General features: G+C 55.3%; 13 protein-coding genes, 1 tRNA gene and 1 other RNA gene. 5 read left to right on the top strand and 10 right to left on the bottom strand.

The genetic code is table 11. The features are described 5' to 3' along the window. Window positions 1-16: 16 nt before the first annotated feature. The 4 genes from LAO76_05905 to LAO76_05890 all read right to left on the bottom strand — a co-directional run bounded on the left by LAO76_05905 (window position 17) and on the right by LAO76_05890 (window position 2,880). Window positions 17-256, bottom strand: a complete 240-nt coding sequence (locus LAO76_05905; protein ID MBZ5490446.1) for a hypothetical protein — start codon at window positions 254-256, stop codon at window positions 17-19. Between the two features lie 36 nt (window positions 257-292). Continuing rightward, on the bottom strand, window positions 293-1,993 hold the full coding sequence (locus LAO76_05900) for a 30S ribosomal protein S1 (GenBank protein ID MBZ5490445.1): 1,701 nt from the start codon (window positions 1,991-1,993) through the stop codon (window positions 293-295). Window positions 1,994-2,061: 68 nt separating this feature from the next. Further along, window positions 2,062-2,137: transfer RNA gene (locus LAO76_05895), tRNA-Lys, on the bottom strand. A gap of 149 nt (window positions 2,138-2,286) precedes the next feature. Further along, complete coding sequence (locus LAO76_05890) at window positions 2,287-2,880, bottom strand: hypothetical protein (protein ID MBZ5490444.1); 594 nt, start codon at window positions 2,878-2,880, stop codon at window positions 2,287-2,289. A 265-nt stretch (window positions 2,881-3,145) separates the two neighbouring features. Between LAO76_05890 and LAO76_05885 the strand changes: the two genes are divergently transcribed. Next, the gene (locus LAO76_05885) at window positions 3,146-3,418 is read left to right on the top strand and encodes a hypothetical protein (protein MBZ5490443.1); all 273 of its coding nucleotides are present in this window, start codon (window positions 3,146-3,148) and stop codon (window positions 3,416-3,418) included. Between the two features lie 182 nt (window positions 3,419-3,600). Here the strand turns inward: LAO76_05885 and LAO76_05880 are convergent, their stop codons facing one another. Next, window positions 3,601-4,608, bottom strand: coding sequence for a YpdA family putative bacillithiol disulfide reductase (locus LAO76_05880; GenBank protein MBZ5490442.1), 1,008 nt, complete (start codon window positions 4,606-4,608; stop codon window positions 3,601-3,603). Window positions 4,609-5,809: 1,201 nt separating this feature from the next. On the opposite strand from LAO76_05880, the gene LAO76_05875 reads away from it, so the two are divergent. Beyond that, window positions 5,810-6,661 (top strand): hypothetical protein, encoded by an 852-nt coding sequence (locus tag LAO76_05875; GenBank protein ID MBZ5490441.1) that lies wholly within the window; start codon window positions 5,810-5,812, stop codon window positions 6,659-6,661. 57 nt (window positions 6,662-6,718) lie between these two features. On the opposite strand, the gene LAO76_05870 is transcribed toward LAO76_05875, so the two are convergent. Together LAO76_05870 and LAO76_05865 are read right to left on the bottom strand one after the other, a co-directional pair. Further along, window positions 6,719-7,972, bottom strand: coding sequence for a cystathionine beta-lyase (locus LAO76_05870; GenBank protein MBZ5490440.1), 1,254 nt, complete (start codon window positions 7,970-7,972; stop codon window positions 6,719-6,721). 132 nt (window positions 7,973-8,104) lie between these two features. Continuing rightward, a complete protein-coding gene (locus LAO76_05865) occupies window positions 8,105-8,446 on the bottom strand; it encodes a ribonuclease E inhibitor RraB (protein MBZ5490439.1) in 342 nt (113 codons plus the stop codon). A gap of 180 nt (window positions 8,447-8,626) precedes the next feature. On the opposite strand from LAO76_05865, the gene LAO76_05860 reads away from it, so the two are divergent. Continuing rightward, the gene (locus tag LAO76_05860; protein MBZ5490438.1) at window positions 8,627-10,063 is read left to right on the top strand and encodes an aspartate ammonia-lyase; all 1,437 of its coding nucleotides are present in this window, start codon (window positions 8,627-8,629) and stop codon (window positions 10,061-10,063) included. Window positions 10,064-10,179: 116 nt separating this feature from the next. Here the strand turns inward: LAO76_05860 and LAO76_05855 are convergent, their stop codons facing one another. Together LAO76_05855 and ffs are read right to left on the bottom strand one after the other, a co-directional pair. Beyond that, on the bottom strand, window positions 10,180-11,175 hold the full coding sequence (locus LAO76_05855; GenBank protein ID MBZ5490437.1) for a ketoacyl-ACP synthase III: 996 nt from the start codon (window positions 11,173-11,175) through the stop codon (window positions 10,180-10,182). A gap of 211 nt (window positions 11,176-11,386) precedes the next feature. Next, window positions 11,387-11,484, bottom strand: an RNA gene (gene ffs / locus LAO76_05850) — signal recognition particle sRNA small type. 322 nt (window positions 11,485-11,806) lie between these two features. On the opposite strand from ffs, the gene LAO76_05845 reads away from it, so the two are divergent. Then, window positions 11,807-14,137: a DUF3488 and transglutaminase-like domain-containing protein gene (locus LAO76_05845; GenBank protein MBZ5490436.1), complete on the top strand. Its 2,331-nt coding sequence runs from the start codon at window positions 11,807-11,809 to the stop codon at window positions 14,135-14,137. A gap of 29 nt (window positions 14,138-14,166) precedes the next feature. On the opposite strand, the gene LAO76_05840 is transcribed toward LAO76_05845, so the two are convergent. Further along, a complete protein-coding gene (locus tag LAO76_05840) occupies window positions 14,167-14,637 on the bottom strand; it encodes a hypothetical protein (protein ID MBZ5490435.1) in 471 nt (156 codons plus the stop codon). 266 nt (window positions 14,638-14,903) lie between these two features. Here LAO76_05840 and LAO76_05835 point away from each other — a divergent pair, with 266 nt between their 5' ends. Further along, the gene (locus tag LAO76_05835) at window positions 14,904-15,629 is read left to right on the top strand and encodes a class I SAM-dependent methyltransferase (GenBank protein ID MBZ5490434.1); all 726 of its coding nucleotides are present in this window, start codon (window positions 14,904-14,906) and stop codon (window positions 15,627-15,629) included. Window positions 15,630-15,645 lie beyond the last annotated feature (16 nt).

The raw sequence follows: 15,645 nt of genomic DNA, 5'->3' as shown, positions 1-15,645 counted from the left end.
CCCACAAGATGCAGGATCACTTAGCTGCTGTTATGACGCTTGGATCCACGTAAATAAAGTGAATTACACCGTAACCATCTGTGAATTCAAGCTCAGCCCTGCCGATATCATCATATTCTGACAATACAACAGGCTTCCCGAGAATTGCAGATATCGCAGCCTGCTCTTCTGTCGGCAGCCCGTCCAGCAGGCCTGCCGGTATCTTTTCCAGCACGACCATTTCACCCGGCCTTGGCTGTTTGCTCTCTTCGTTCATTTTCTTGCGATTTGTTGCCGCCAGTTCGACCGCGCATTACTTTGTGATTTCCAGCTCTATCTTCTTTGCTGCAGGATCAAGCTTGCTGATGCGGAAGCTGCGTATTTGCCCCGCCGAAGACGCGTCAGGTTTTGCTGCTGTGGGCGATGCGCCGCTCTTCCAGCGCGACTGAAGCATCGACGTGAGCGAGGACAGGTCTGCCGGTTTTACCGCGGCTGGCTTCTCTTCCTTTGCCGGAGCATCTTCCACCATGTGGCACGTTGCAAAAACGCCTTCTCCCAACTCAACCCGCGCTACGCCACCGTTAACCTGCTGCACGCGTCCGGTAACCGCGTCACCTTCTTTGTGCTCGGCAATGTATTCATCGAGACTCGAAGGAACCATCTGTTTGATACTGAGACGCACGTTGCGCTTGGCTCCATCTATATCAAGCACCTGGGCTTTCACTGTCTGCCCGACCTTGAGCACGTCCTGCGGGTGATTGATGCGTTTCTCCGCGCTGATTTCGCTCACGTGGATCATTCCTTCCACGCCTTCAGCAATCTGAACGAACGCGCCAAACTTGGTGACGCTCACCACCGGCCCTTCAATCACCGAGCCAATAGTCAGGTTCTTGGCCGCTTCAATCCATGGATCGCCCAGAGCCTGTTTCAATCCCAGCGAGATACGCCGCTCCGGCACATTGACGCCAAGGATCACCGCTTCCACGGTCTCTCCGACTTTCACCGCATCGCTCGGCTTGCGAACTTTTTTTGACCACGACATTTCAGAAACATGAATCAGGCCTTCAACGCCGGGCTCAAGCTCCACAAACGCCCCAAAATCAGCCAGGCGAGAAACTGTGCCGCGCACGCGCTCACCCTGCTTATATTTTTCCGCAGCGGAGTCCCAGGGATGCGGCAAAAGCTGCTTCATGCCAAGAGAAATGCGGCGCTTTTCCGGATCAACCTTGAGCACCCGCGCTTCAATCTCCTGTCCAACAGAAAGAAGGTCAGAAGGCTTGTTCACGCGACTCCAGGAAATTTCCGCCACATGTAGCAGGCCGTCAACGCCGCCAATATCAACGAATGCGCCGTAGTCGGCCAGACTGCGCACCGTTCCGCGAACGGTTTCCCCTTCCTGGATTTCAGAGTAGCGCCGCTCTTTGTTGGCGCGCTCTTCTTCTTCGGCAATCACGCGCCGGTCGACAACTACGTCCTCTTCCGTCACATCGAGCTTGGTGATGCGGCAGCGAATTTCCTGTCCGACCAGCTTTTCCATCTCGGTAGTGTCACGTACTCCACTGCGCGAAGCCGGCATAAAAGCGCGCACGCCCACGTCGACACTCAACCCGCCTTTAATCGCGGCAGTTACGGTGCCGACAATCGTCGCTTTCTCATTGAATGCCTGCTCCAGAGACGGCCAGTCAATGGGGCGAGAGATCTTGCCCAGCGCAACTTCGTAATAGCCTTCCGGATCGCGGCCTTTCACGCTGACCAGCAGCTTGTCGCCGGGCTTCACGGTTTCTCCGGGGCGCAGCGCCGTGAGAGGAAGAATGCCTTCCGTCTTGAAGCCGATATCGAGCAGAATGGAATCAGGCGTGAGCGTCACAACGGTGGCTTCAATCCTGCGGCTGCCTTCTTCTGGCTTGTGAGAATGGCTCTGCTCAAATTGCGAAAGAATGTCCTGAAACGATTCGGTGGAATCGGTGGAGGACGGCTTGTCTGGCTGGATTTCCGGGTCGGTTGGATTGGACATGAAGAATTACAGTCTCTGGTGTAAAAGTGATAGCCGGTGCTCGGCGCGGCGTAAGCCCGTGAAACAAATGGTGAGCGCGGCTGGATTCGAACCAGCGACCCACGCCTTAAAAGGGCGTTGCTCTACCAACTGAGCTACGCGCCCACACTCTTACTAATCTAACACAGGCTCGGTGAAGCTGGCCGCCGGCGGGACACGTCATAAGAGCCACAGGACTGCAGCTTTCTTGGGCGAAAAAGAAAGCAGCCCGGAAAGAGCTGCTTTCTTTTTTTCTGCTGGCAAGAGTCGAATTGTTAGAACCGGATCTGCGGGCCGACAGTGGCACGGAAATTATTGCGCGTACCGGCATTCAGGAACATGATTTCGTCACCGGCTTCCACGCGGAAACCAAACCAGCCAGCATTGAATTCAACGCCGCCGCCGGGATAGAAAACGCCATTCGTGTCGCCGTCAGTAATGTTGTTGATCTGGTTGTTGATCACGCCTGCAGTCACGGGCCCGCCAACGCCAAAATTAACGAAGCCGCCTTTCAGCAATCCGAAGACACGCACTGGACCGGTGCTTTGGATCTTGAGGCCAAAAAGTCCGTGGAGCAGCCGCAGATTGGAGCGGACCGTGCTGGTGACTACGCCGGTTGTGATGGTCTGAGTTTTGTTGCGCTCAAAGTCATAGGCCATCTCACCCTCTAAGACAACGTGCTTTCTCACGTTTACACCAAGCCGCGCGCCCACGCCAAGCAGGTTGAGGTCGGCAGGTTGAAGGCGCGTAAAGTCGGCATACACGCCAAAGTTTCCATGGTTTTTATCGTCACCGCTCTGGGCAGATGCCGCAGGCGCAAGTGAAGCGATACAAAGCGCCAAAGCGCTTAAAATGGCTAAACGTTTCATGTCGTTCCGTCTCCAAATATAAGTTTTGCGAATCTCCAGCCGATGCTCTGAGAAACCATCCATGGGGAACGAAAAGAGCCAGCACGCCGGACTATTTCATACGATGCCCCTCCCCCACAGGAGGTGGGCTGGCCAAAGCAGCTCTTTCCTGGCCCTGAGACAAATTAAATTTTCGCCCCACCGAGTTTACACGGCTGCAATTGCCGCATTAAACTCATGGCGTCCGATATGATATTACCCTGCTAGGCACATTGGAGGAACGCGCATGCCCACCGGCACACTGGATCTCATGAAAATTGACGGCCAACCGGTCAACTATCAGATCATGTTCGAACAAAATGCCGGCGGCACCTTTGTCGCACGCGTTGAGTCCGACGAACTTGTCCCCTTCCTGCATGAAGAAATGCGCGTTGACCTGCCTACTGCCGAATCAGCCGCCCAGCGCCTTAACAAAGAAAACCGTGTCCGCCTGCCGAATATTTTTCTGGAAGAGAATAATCTCCACGCCGTAATGGACTATATGGAAGAAGATATCTAAAAGATCGGGTGATCTGGTGATCGCACGTGATCGGGTGATCGGAGCACCCTTTGTTGATCAGTGTTGTCAGTGCGAATCACTTGTAAGCTGTTGCTTTTTTCTGATCCGCTTATCCACAGTCAGGTTTTGGCTTTCCGATCACCGGATCTCCCGATCGCCAGATCACCCGATCTTGTCCTGGCTTACTTCACCCTGGCCACTTGCAACTTTGTCTTCAGGTCGTCGGCAATCTGCTTGCCGTGAAAGCGTCCGTTCTCAATGAATATCTCACTCGTTTTGGAACCCGACACAACGCATCCCGCAACATAAATTCCCGGCACATTGCTTTCAAATGTCTGCAAGTCGCACACCGGCTTCATCTCCGGGCGTGTCAACTCAATCCCCAGGCTCTCCAGAAATTCGTAATCCGGATGGTAACCCGTCAGCGCAAACACAAAATCGTTTTTCAGCACGCGCTCGCCCTCAGGCGTCTTCAGGCGCACCTCTTCCGGCCTAATCTCCAGCACGCAGCTGTTAAAGTACGCCGCCACCTCGCCGTTCTTGATTCGATTTTCAATGTCTGGCTTGATCCAGTACTTCACGTTGCGATGAATCTCCGGCCCGCGATGCACCATCGTCACGCGCGAGCCGCGCCTCCACAGCTCCAGCGCCGCAATGGACGCGGAATTCTTTGCCCCAATCACGAGAACGTCCATATCAAAATACGGATGCGGATCTTTGTAGTAGTGCATCACCTTGGGCAGGTCCTCGCCGGGAATGCCCATATAGTTCGGACGGTCGTAATATCCCGTGGCCACCACAATTTTGCGCGCCACATATTCGTGATCGTGGCCGTGCAGGTCCTGCGTCACGACTTTGAAAGCACCGTCATAGCCGGTCACACTCGCCACGCGCTGGTATTGCCGAACGTCCAGTCGATAATGCTGCGCCACGTTGCGGTAATACTCCAGCGCCTCGGAGCGGTTGGGCTTCTGGTTGGCTGTGGTAAACGGGATGTCGCCAATCTCCAGCAGCTCCGGCGTGGTAAAGAAAACCATGTTCGCCGGATAGTGAAACAGCGAGTTCACCAGGCAGCCCTTGTCCACCATTACTGAAGTAAAACCGGCGCGCTGCGCCTCAATGGCACACGCCATGCCCGTGGGGCCGGCGCCAATCACCAGCACGTCAAAGTGGTCGCCCTTGTGTTCCATGAGAGTTTTATTTTACAGGGAGAGGGGAGCGCCGGGATCGCCGGAATCGGAAGAACTTGCCGCAGATTTGCACTGATAAGCGCGGATTTGGTTTTATGCGCACTCCGCTGCGCGCTGCGCGCGGGCCTGCGGCGCAAGGACGGATCATCATTAATGCGTCTTTGCGGCACGAGTAAACTCGTTGCGCTGACACTTGTATGGAGGTGGATGCGATATGGCAGTGTGGGCCGGAGTTGGGGAACGCCGGTATTTTCGAGAGCACAGCTGGAAGCGGATGATTGCCGGCGGGTGGTTGTGTTGATCGGAAAATTGGATTTGGGTTGGTTTATTCGCGCTCCGCGTTGCTGCGCGCGAGCCTGCGGCGCATGGGGGCGTCATTTTGCGGCTCTGCGGCACGAGTAAACTCGTGCCCTGACACTTGTATGGCGGGTGGACACAATATTGTTGAGTATGCGGAATAGAGAACAGGTGTCCTGTGGGCCTTGTCATGTCGACTAAATGCTTCTGTCCGGGAACACAAGTGTCAGGGCACGAATTTATTCGTGCCGTAAACGGTCACAAAAGAACGGCCTTTAGGCCCTGTTGGCCTTTTTCTTTTTGCGGAAGTAAGCGGAGCAATTCAAAGAGTCCTGCACGCACTTGGAATCCGTTGTACCTTCTGCGCTCGTCCCGCAAGCGGAACTCGCGCGCCGCACAGCACGACAGGTTAGAAAGAGCTTGGTCACCGAGACACTGCCGGCATAAGGACACGGTCGACGCAAAGGGCAGAAAGGGGGAAATGGCTTCCTATCCACTGTTCCCTCTTGGCCCGTCAAAAAACGAAATAAATACAAAATTTAACTCTTGACTCTTCGTTCCATATTTGCTAAAGTTCATCTAACTTCAGACGGGAGCGGCGCCGGCTGAAGCTCTTTGCCACGCCAACGGCAGAGCGGGAAATCCCAGGCAGGGACGATCCAAAACGGCCTGCAACCTCCTGGTCTTTGGGCGTACCGTATGCGTCCACGGACCTGCCAGAGAAACTAACTCCAAGAAGTGTGGAAATAAGACCGGCTTACGGCCTTTGGTTATTCGCTTTTGGCTGTAGTGTCTCTCGGCTGGCGGCTTTTGCCGATCCGGCCGAGCCTTGCCAATGCGGCCAAGCCCTTAAACTTGCCACGTCTGCCCCACAACTTCTGGAGCATTTTCATTGGAGGATGCAGTGTCCAGAGACGAAATCATCGCCGTGATCCAGAAACACTCCAAGAAACTTGGCCGCACTGTACAGCTCACAGAGCTGGTGAAATCCACGAAGATCAGCCGGCTCGCCATCCGAACCCATTTTGGCAACTATGCCAAAACCCTGCGCGCCTGCGGTCTTGAAGGCCAAGGATATGGCTACAGACTGAGCGTAGAAGACCTGTTCCTGGATTGGGCCAAAGTGGTACGAAAGCTGGGGAAGGTACCGACAGTCGCCGACTTTGAACTGCATGGCAAACACAGCTACCGTCCGTTTGGCCGGGTGTTTGCAGGATGGAAGGACATACCCAGCGGAATGATTGCGTATGCAAACAAAGCGGGCCTGGAAAAGAAATGGAAAGACGTGCTGTATATTGCCGCGAAGCACTTGCAATCCAGACGGCAACGCAGGAATCCCGGCGAACCCAGGCCCCGCACGAAACGGAGATTCCTTCCGAACCGGCCAATCTACGGGCCACCGATAACGTCAGGGCCTCTGACCCATGCCCCCACCAACGAGGCCGGGGTGATCTTTCTGTTTGGCGCCATGTGCCGAAAGCTAGGCTATGCGGTGACCCGTATCCAGTCCGCCTTCCCCGACTGCAATGCTATGAGGGAAGTGGAACCCGGACGCTGGCAGCCGGTACTGGTTGAATACGAATTCGAGAGCAAGAATTTTCTTTTGCACCATCATGCAATTTCAGAATGCGACGTGATTGTCTGCTGGCGGCACAACTGGCCCGGATGTCCGCTGGAAGTGATAGAACTCAGTACCCTAATGAACAATGAAGACAATTCAACAGATGAAGAGGAAGATGAAGACGAAGAGGATTAGCCCGGTACTTCCAAAAAGGCACCGGCCCTTTACGAGGCTTTGTCTCGTCTCGAAATGTTAATCAGTGGTAAGTCTCTCCAGCGCTTGTTCCACGTCAGCGATCAGATCTTCAATCGCCTCCAGCCCCGTATATAGCCGCACCAGGCGGTTTCCGTACGCAGGGCGCTTGGGTGACTGGAGATCGTACGTCATGGCGAGGCTGGTAACGCCACCCCAGCTATAGCCGATCTTGAACAACCGCAGCGCGTCAGTGAACGCCAGCACCTGATCTTTGCTGTATTGCGGTTTGAACACCACGGAAAACAGTCCCGTCGCGCCGGTGAAGTCACGCTTCCAGAGCTCATGTCCGGGACAGGAAGGCAATGCAGGATGCAGGACGGTTTCAACTTCAGGACGTGTGCTCAGCCACTGCGCCAGCCCCAGTGCATTTTGCTCGACGGCCTTCAGCCGCACGGCCATGGTCTTCATGCCGCGCAGCGCCAGGCTGCAATCATCGGGCGAAGCGGCGCAACCGAGTACCTGGTGCGTCTCACCCAGGAGTTCATAAATTTCCCGCGCAGACATCTTCGCATTCCCATTGCGCGAAGCTACTTGCGAATCCATCTGCTCCGGTCGGATCGTGACAGATCCCAGCAACAGATCACTGTGTCCGCCAACATATTTGGTCAGCGCCTGCATGGTCACGTCCATGCCCACTGCAAACGCATCAAGGTAAATGCCCGCGGCCCAGGTGTTATCCAGCACGGCCAGCGCGCCGTGCTCATGCGCGGCCTGCGCTATAGCGGGCAGGTCCTGCACTTCCATGGTGATGGATCCCGGACTCTCACACCATACCAGGCGCGTATTGGGCTTGAACTCCGAGCGGATGCCGGCGCCCGCGCCCGGCGGATAATAACTTACCTCAACACCAAAGCGCCGCAGCACTCCGTTGGAAAACATCCTGTTTGGCCCGTAAATGCTTTCCGGCAGCAGCACATGATCGCCACTCTTCAGCAGCGACAGGTGGATGAGCGAGATGGCCGCCTGTCCACCGGGAGTGATAAACGTGCGAAAACCTTTTTCCAGTTCGCAGATTTTGGCCGCCAGTTCCAGCGTGGTGGGCGTGCCATAAAGTCCATACGTATAGCCGACCTCATGCTGGTTCCAGCGATCGCTGGCCGCTGCCGCCTCATCAAAAAGGACCGTCGATCCGCGATAGACCGGCGTCGCCAGCGCGCGAAAACCCTCAGGCACGGTGGCGTCAGAATGTATGAGTTTGGTCTTCCAGTCTTTGTCCGCCACTTCCCTCTTTGCGTCTTTCTCGTTGTCCATGCTGGAGATTGTAAAGCCAAGAGCTTGGGGCCGACATGCGTGAAAGCCAGTGCGCCCTCGAAAGTTGTGTAGCACAGCCGCCCCGACTGTGATCGGGAAATGAGGAACCAAAGTAGGACGGTTAAATCTAAGCTAAAGATGCTCTGTGACGCCGGGGACCTGCCAGCCGTCGTATTCGCCGTTGAATTCATCGGCAAACAGGTCAAGCTCAGTCTGCAATGCGCTCAGGTTTTCAATTGGGCCCGGTTGCCGCGCTTGTAGCTGAACTTTCTCCACCTCGGCATTCAGGCTGACCGACTCAATCGTCCATTCGCGCTCTTGTAAACGCTGTGCGGCACGGTCGGCATCACCCTGGTCAGCGAAAAAGAAATAATGGTCAAGCTGCGTGGCACTGCTGAGTGCTTCGTCCAGCTTCTCGTCGGCCTGAGAACGCTTGGGGCTTGGAGTGAGAAAAGACAGGATGCCTTCAAACATAATCTTCGTCAATCATACAACGGCAGTTTGCAAGCAACTTGGGCCGGCGCATCTGCAAGATTCGCCGCTGCAAGTTGGTCTTGGCGGATTTTCAGAACGCCAGAGCGCCAAGTTATAATCACTAGTTTTGCGCCGCATCATGGGCGCATACGCATTCCGCACTCATAAAAGAGGGACAGCATGGCCCAGCAATTTCGCCAGGAAAAAGACTCTATCGGCATCAAGGAAATTCCCGCCGACGTTTATTACGGCGTCCAAACCGCGCGCGCCGTGGAAAACTACCCGATCTCCGGCATGCGCGCCAATCCCACATTGATTCGCGCCATTGGGATGGTGAAGTACGCCGCTGCACAGGCCAACAAAGAGCTCAGCCTGGTTGACGACAAACGTGCTGACGCAATCATGCAGGCGGCCAAAGAAGTTATTGACGGCAAGTGGGACGCTTCGTTTGTGGTCGATGTGTTTCAGGCCGGCGCCGGCGTGAGCTTCCATATGAATTCGAACGAAGTCATCGCCAACCGCGCGACGGAGCTCATGGGCGGCAAGCTGGGCGAGTACACCGTCCATCCCAATGACCACGTGAATTACGGCCAGTCCACCAATGACGTTTTCCCTACGTCGATGCGCGTGGCTACTCTGCTGGAATTGGAAAAACTCTATCCCGTTCTCGACGTGCTGGCAGCGGCCTTTGAGGCCAAGGGTAAAGAATTTCACGGGATTATGAAGTCGGGCCGTACGCACATGCAGGATGCTGTTCCGATTCGTCTGGGCCAGGAGTTTGCCGCCTATGGGGTAGCCATGCGCAAAGCCATCGACGATATTCGCCACGCCGGTGATTCGTTGCGTGAGCTGGGGCTCGGCGGCTCCGCCGTTGGCACCGGCATCAACACGCATCCTGACTATCGCGCCAAAGCTGTCGCCAACCTGGCAAAAATCTCCGGCCAAAAACTCACGCCTGCTGCCGACATGCGCTGGGCTATGCAATCCAACGCGTGTATGGCGCAGGTGTCGTCGTCGCTACGCAATCTTGCGCTGGAGGTGATTCGCATCTCGAATGATCTGCGGCTCATCTCTTCGGGGCCAAACACTGGATTTGCTGAGATAAATCTGCCTGGGCTTCAGCCAGGCTCTTCCATCATGCCGGGCAAAATCAATCCGGTAATGCCCGAACTGGCAGCGATGGTTTCGTTCCAGGTAGTCGGCAATGACACGGCTGTTGCCATGGCGGTTCAGGGAGGCCAGCTCGAACTGAACGTAATGATGCCAACCATGGCCTACAACGTCCTGCAGTCCATTTCCATTCTCACCAACATGCTGCGCGTCTTTACCGAAAAATGCGTGAAGGGCCTTACCGCCAATGAAAAGCGCAATGCCTTTTACGCCCAGAGCACCGTCTCGCTGGCGACGGCATTGAACCCCTACATCGGCTATGCCAAGGCGGCAGAAATTGTGAAGGAGTCGGTTGCTACCGGACGCTCAATCATCGACATTGCCCGTGACAAAAAGCTGTTGACGGAAAAAGAGATTGAAGAAATTCTCGATCCCGTGAGCATGACCGAGCCGCAGTATCCAAAAGACGCAGCAAAGAGACGGGACGACATTACGGGGAAGAAATAATTTGGCCGCGAATGAATACGAAAAGCGCGAATTCAATTTGATTCGTGTTCATTCGTAAAATTCGCGGCTGATCTTGTATTGATCTGCGTTTATCCGCGAAAATCTGCGGCGAAAACCTAGCAAGCCCACCGCAACAAAGTCGCACCAACGGTAAATCCTGCGCCCACGGCCGCAATCAGCACCAGGTCGCCTTTCTTCAGCCGTCCTTGCTGGCGAGCGCTTTCCAGTGCCAGCGGAATAGTCCCGGCAGTCGTGTTGCCAAACTCATCAATGTTGATGATGATGCGGTCTTCCTTCAGTCCCAGCCTGTCCGCGGCAGACATAATAATTCTCTTGTTAGCCTGATGCGGCACGAACAGCGCCACGTCGCTGCCTTTGAATCCATTGCGCGAAAGGACGGTCTCAGAGGCTTCCGCCATTTTGCGCACAGCGTATTTGAACACCGCCTGCCCGTCCTGATGGACGTAATGCATCTTTTTATCCACTGTTTCATGGGTGGTGGGATTGCGGCTGCCTCCTCCGGGCATGAACAGTGAACATGCGCCGGAACCATCCACCTCATGAATAAAGTCGATCACATAATTGTCGTCTGTCGCAGGCTCCACCAGGACCGCACCCGCGCCGTCGCCAAAGATGATGCAGGTGGCGCGATCCTGATAATTAATGATCGAGGTCATCACGTCGGCGCCAATTGCCAGCACCCGCTTATGCGCGCTGGACTCCACAAATTTCACCGCCGTCTGCAAGGAGTACACAAAGCCGGAACAGGCCGCTGAGATGTCATAACCCCAGGCGCCCTTCGCGCCAATCTTGTCCTGGACAATGCAAGCTGTTGCCGGGAAAAGCATGTCCGGCGTAACTGTACCCACAAAGATTGCCTCGATCTCGGTGGCGGGAATGCCACGCTCCTTCAGGGCTTTGTTGGCAGCTGCAATCGCCAGGTCGGACGTGGCCACACCTTTATCCACAATGTGCCGTTGCCGGATTCCGGTGCGCTCGACAATCCATTCGTTGGAGGTCTCGACCATTTTTTCCAGGTCGGTATTCGTCAGAAGGCGCGGTGGGACATAAGTTCCGAGGGCTGAGATTTTCGCGCGGACAAGGTTGGCCAAAAAGGTTCTCCGGGTCGGTATGTTGTAAAACCTAATATTGTAAGTGGTTTTAGAAACCAGCGGTAGCGCTCTGGGGACTTGCGGCGCGGAATGCGCGAGCTCAGTCGATGTGAAACCCGGAAACGATCCATTCAGGAAGGAATGTCTTGCATAGAACAACAATCAGAAAGATTGCACTAAGTACCCAAAGAAGCTTTTTCATGGAAAAACTTTTTACCGGGTACCCCGCTGCACACGCACTAGCCCGTTACCGTTGCTTCCTTCCGGACCTGGCGGGATTGGCGGGATTGCGTCGCGCGGGACCCGGCGTTTTCAATTCTAACATCTTTGGTTCCGCTTGAGTTTCTTGAAGCAACTGATGATTCAGGGCGAGGGCCGGCTTGCGTGCCGAGCCACGGAGTTCCCGACATGCGCCGCTTTTGCGCTTGGCGGGGTGGGAGCCCGCCGCATCAGGGCTGACAAATCCCGCCATAAAGAAAATGCATTAGCAGTTTTGGAGCGAAGCGACCGATGATCCAGGGCGAGGCCGGCTTGCGCGCTGAGCCACGGGGTCCCCGACATGCGCCGCTCTTGCGCTTGGCGGGGTGGGAGCCCGCCGCGTCAAGGCTGACAAAATCCCACCACATGCGAGATGCCGAAGCGGTTTGAAGCGAAGCGACAAAATAAAGGGTTACGTTGGGTCATCGGCGCGCGGATTGCGCTTTGCTCCGCCCTGAAATTCGGCGACAATAAAGCAGTGTCCACGCGCAGTCTCAACTTCACAGCAATGAAGGCCGTTCCCGGTTCGGGCAGCGCTGAGCGTTTCTTTCAGTGGTCGCTTTACATCCTTGTAGTCGTCGGCTTCACCGCGCTCATGGGGACCAACAAGCTGGATGCGCCTTCCCTTGCGCTGGTGCTGCCCGCGCTGCTTTTGCGCGGCTATCTCCTCCTGATGCGCAAGACCCTGGTCATCTCTGAGCGCTGGACTACCTTCCTGACCTTGATTTATTTCGCCTTTTACGCGGCGGACTATTTTTATTTTTCAGAAAGCTTTATCAGCGCCACGGTGCACATGGTGCTGTTCAGCATGGTCATCAAGATTTTTTCCGTGCGGCGTGACCGCGATCTTATGTACCTGGCCGTGCTCTCATTCCTTATGTTGCTGGCGGCCGCGGTCCTGACCGTGGATACGCTCTTCCTGCTCACTTTTTCCGTATTTATCCTGGTGGCAATCGCCACTTTTGTCAGCATGGAGATGCGGCGCTCAGAGCAGGAAACGCTGGCTGCCGGCGTTCCGCCCCATCACGATGCAAAGTTTTACGGCTCGCTGGCTGGGATCTCCGGCTTTCTCGGATTACTGACCCTGGCCGGCGCTGCGCTGTTTTTCTTCATCCTGCCGCGCGTAAGTAGCAGCGGATATCTGCGCAATCTTGGCGTACAAAGCTCCCTGGTCGCTGGATTCAGTCCGGAAGTAAATCTTGGTGGTATCGGCCAGATCCAGCAATCCAGCAACGTTGTGATGCATATTGAAGTCCAGTTCGGAAAACTCTCCAGCAACCCGCACTGGCGCGGCATTACCCTGGCAAATTTTGATGGACGGCACTGGTGGAACCCGCTGGAAATTCCAACGCAGCATGGCCTGAACAACACTCCGCTGGACCTCACTCGCATCAGCAATTTTTCTTTTTATTCTGAAAGGCGGCGCTCCGCACCTCATTTACAAACGCTTACCTATCGCGTGGTAATGGAACCGGTGGGCCTGAACCTTTTCTTTCTGGCGCCAGTCCCGCTCAAGATTAATGGCGACTACCGGATTCTGGAGATTAAGTCAGACGGATCCATATTCAATGCTCATGCCGCTGATAACGGCTCCGGGACAGCGGATGAAGGCGGACAGACCGTCGGCATCTACTCCGCGGAAGCCGATACGCGCGACCCTGAGCCTCTCGTTCTTGATTCCAACTCCACGGACTATCCCGCGCACGTGGCGAATCTATATTTACAGGTGCCAAACCTTGATCCGCGTATTGCGAGACTGGCGCGGCAGGTGACTGCCTCCTCGGCTTCGAACTACATGCGCGCCAAGGATATTGAGCGCTACCTGCAAAGCAATTACGGCTACACACTGCAATTGCCGGGATTGCGTGAGCCTGATCCGCTTGCCCGCTTTCTTTTCGAGCGCAAGAAAGGCCACTGTGAATATTTTGCTACCTCCATGGTCATGATGCTGCGCACGCTAGGCATACCAGCCCGCATCGTCAATGGTTTTCGCGGCGGCGAATATAACGACCTCACCAATAGCTACATTGTTCGCGAAAAGGACGCACACTCATGGGTAGAGGTCTATTTCCCGGAGTATGGCTGGGTCTCATTTGATCCCACTCCGGCGGGCAGCGCTGATGAGCCACAAACAGGCTGGTCACGAGTAGGCTTATACCTTGATGCGGCGCGGCAGATATGGCGCGAGTGGATCGTGAACTATGATTTCACTCATCAGATGAAATTGCGCTCAGACCTGAGCACAGCCACAGGCAACGCTCAATCTAGTTTCAGGGCATGGGCTGAACGCCGATATTTCCGTATAGTGGAAGTCATCAGTCGCTGGCAGCGAAAGCTGCAAGATCTTTCGCCCCGGCAGATGGCGCTCTGTTGTGTGCTTCTCGGTTTACTCCTGGCCTTGCCGTTTGCGCCGATGACGTGGCGCACGATCCAGCGCACGCGCGCCCTCAGGCATCCGCAAAAAGCTCCGCGCACCTCCGCCAGCTTCTGGTATCAGCGCATGCTCAAAATGATGGCCCGTCGCGGCGTACGAAAAGAACAATCGCAAACTGCTGAGGAGTTTGCCTCTTCCATTCCCGATCCGCGAATACGCCGCGATGTTGAGCTTTTCACAGAACACTATGAGCGCGCGCGCTTTGACGCATCGGTGGAAGACGCTCAACTGCTTCCCGAACTCTACGAAGAAATCGCCGGAAAGAAATAGTCTCTGCCTGAAACTGTCGATAACCGGTCTTACGGTCGCAGAATGTCATGGATTATATCCACGATCCGCTGCGTGCGACGGTCAAGAATCATAATGTCAACGCCGAGCGTGACCCGGCGATATATGTCCGGCAGCGGCGGCAGGCGCCGTTCCAAGTCCTCTGGAAATGGCTGCACCCTTTTCTGCAGTCCCGGAGGTAACGTGCCATCACGTTCCAGGTGCTTTTGCAATCCCGGAGGAAGGTTTCCATTGCGCTTGGCCAATCCCGGTGGAAGGTTGGAATTTCGATCTTGATAGTAGCTGCGAATCGTGTCTCGGTCCCGCACGCTGAACACAATACGTCCGCCACGATCGCTGTCGCGGTCTCGATCGTCGTCGTTAGACTGCGCCTGTTTATTGTGTCCTTTGCCTTTCCCATTGCCCTGGGCAAAAGCACCTTGTAGCGACACTGTCATCAAGATCAGGCCGCATACCGTCGCTGCCAGAATTCGCTTTAACATGTTCCCCTCCGTGGAATGCAAGTTTTCGTTGGCTTAACGATACTTCAAAATCGCTGGATCGGGTGACACGATAGGGAACGTCCCCTGACGCTGGTCGCATCCCCCGAGTCCATAACGAAGAGCGAACTCCCAACCTCCGCCTGATCGAAGAGCTTGCTCAACCGATGTAGAGAATGCTGCTACCAGGCCTTAAACTGTAGGTGGTATCTACGGGAACGGCTGGGCGTCGAATATCGATTCGGGCTGAATGATAAGGGAGAGGAATCGTGTCATTTTCCAATGTGTATGACGACACCAGGAGAGCGGAAGCGTATGCGAGACTCGAGTTCCCCGGCACCTACTACCTGGCCTACCGCGATTTACCAGCGATCATCGCCGAGCACGTAACCGGACGCAAAGCACTTGATTTCGGCTGCGGCGCCGGACGTTCCACGCGCTTCCTGAAAAACCTCGGTTTTGAAACGGTCGGCCTCGACGTATCGGCCAGCATGATCCATCTAGCTGGAAAAGCCGATCCGGCAGGAAAGTATCTACTGGTCAACGACGGCAACTTCAGCGCACTCGAGCATTGCAGTTTCGATCTGATTCTATCTGCATTCGCTTTTGATAACATCCCGGGTGTGCCCAGGCGGTGTGAATTGCTCCGCGGCCTGCGGCGTCTGCTGAATAATGAAGGACGGATTATCCTGCTCGGCTCCAGACCTGATATCTACAAGCATGAGTGGGCATCGTTCACGACAAAGGATTTTCCCGAGAATCGCCTCGCGCAAGGCGGAGACCCGGTTAGGATCGTGATGAAGGACGTCGAGGACCATCGTCCCGTGGTAGACCTCGCCTGGTTCCATGAAGACTACCTGAAACTCTTTGCTGCATCCGAGCTCGACCTCGTCGCGCACCACGCACCCCTTGGACACAAAAATGAGCCCTGCGAGTGGCTGACTGAGACTTCAATTGCCCCGTGGGTCATCTACGTCTTGAAAAAGAAGAATTAAAGATAAATCTGCTGGA

The sequence above is a fragment of the Terriglobia bacterium genome, from assembly GCA_020072645.1.
Taxonomy (GTDB): domain Bacteria; phylum Acidobacteriota; class Terriglobia; order Terriglobales; family Acidobacteriaceae; genus Angelobacter.
The sequence above is the reverse complement of the archived record's forward strand: the minus strand, read 5'-3'. Positions and strand labels throughout refer to the sequence as shown.

What these genes read in the sequence shown, in the direction of transcription:
- LAO76_05885 (MBZ5490443.1), top strand. Translation starts at nt 3,146, where the DNA reads ATGCCCACCGGCACACTGGATCTCATGAAAATTGACGGCCAACCGGTC.
- LAO76_05905 (MBZ5490446.1), bottom strand. Translation starts at nt 256, where the DNA reads ATGAACGAAGAGAGCAAACAGCCAAGGCCGGGTGAAATGGTCGTGCTG.
- LAO76_05890 (MBZ5490444.1), bottom strand. Translation starts at nt 2,880, where the DNA reads ATGAAACGTTTAGCCATTTTAAGCGCTTTGGCGCTTTGTATCGCTTCA.
- LAO76_05880 (MBZ5490442.1), bottom strand. Translation starts at nt 4,608, where the DNA reads ATGGAACACAAGGGCGACCACTTTGACGTGCTGGTGATTGGCGCCGGC.
- LAO76_05860 (MBZ5490438.1), top strand. Translation starts at nt 8,627, where the DNA reads ATGGCCCAGCAATTTCGCCAGGAAAAAGACTCTATCGGCATCAAGGAA.
- LAO76_05865 (MBZ5490439.1), bottom strand. Translation starts at nt 8,446, where the DNA reads ATGTTTGAAGGCATCCTGTCTTTTCTCACTCCAAGCCCCAAGCGTTCT.
- LAO76_05870 (MBZ5490440.1), bottom strand. Translation starts at nt 7,972, where the DNA reads ATGGACAACGAGAAAGACGCAAAGAGGGAAGTGGCGGACAAAGACTGG.
- LAO76_05840 (MBZ5490435.1), bottom strand. Translation starts at nt 14,637, where the DNA reads ATGTTAAAGCGAATTCTGGCAGCGACGGTATGCGGCCTGATCTTGATG.
- LAO76_05900 (MBZ5490445.1), bottom strand. Translation starts at nt 1,993, where the DNA reads ATGTCCAATCCAACCGACCCGGAAATCCAGCCAGACAAGCCGTCCTCC.
- LAO76_05845 (MBZ5490436.1), top strand. Translation starts at nt 11,807, where the DNA reads ATGCCGAAGCGGTTTGAAGCGAAGCGACAAAATAAAGGGTTACGTTGG.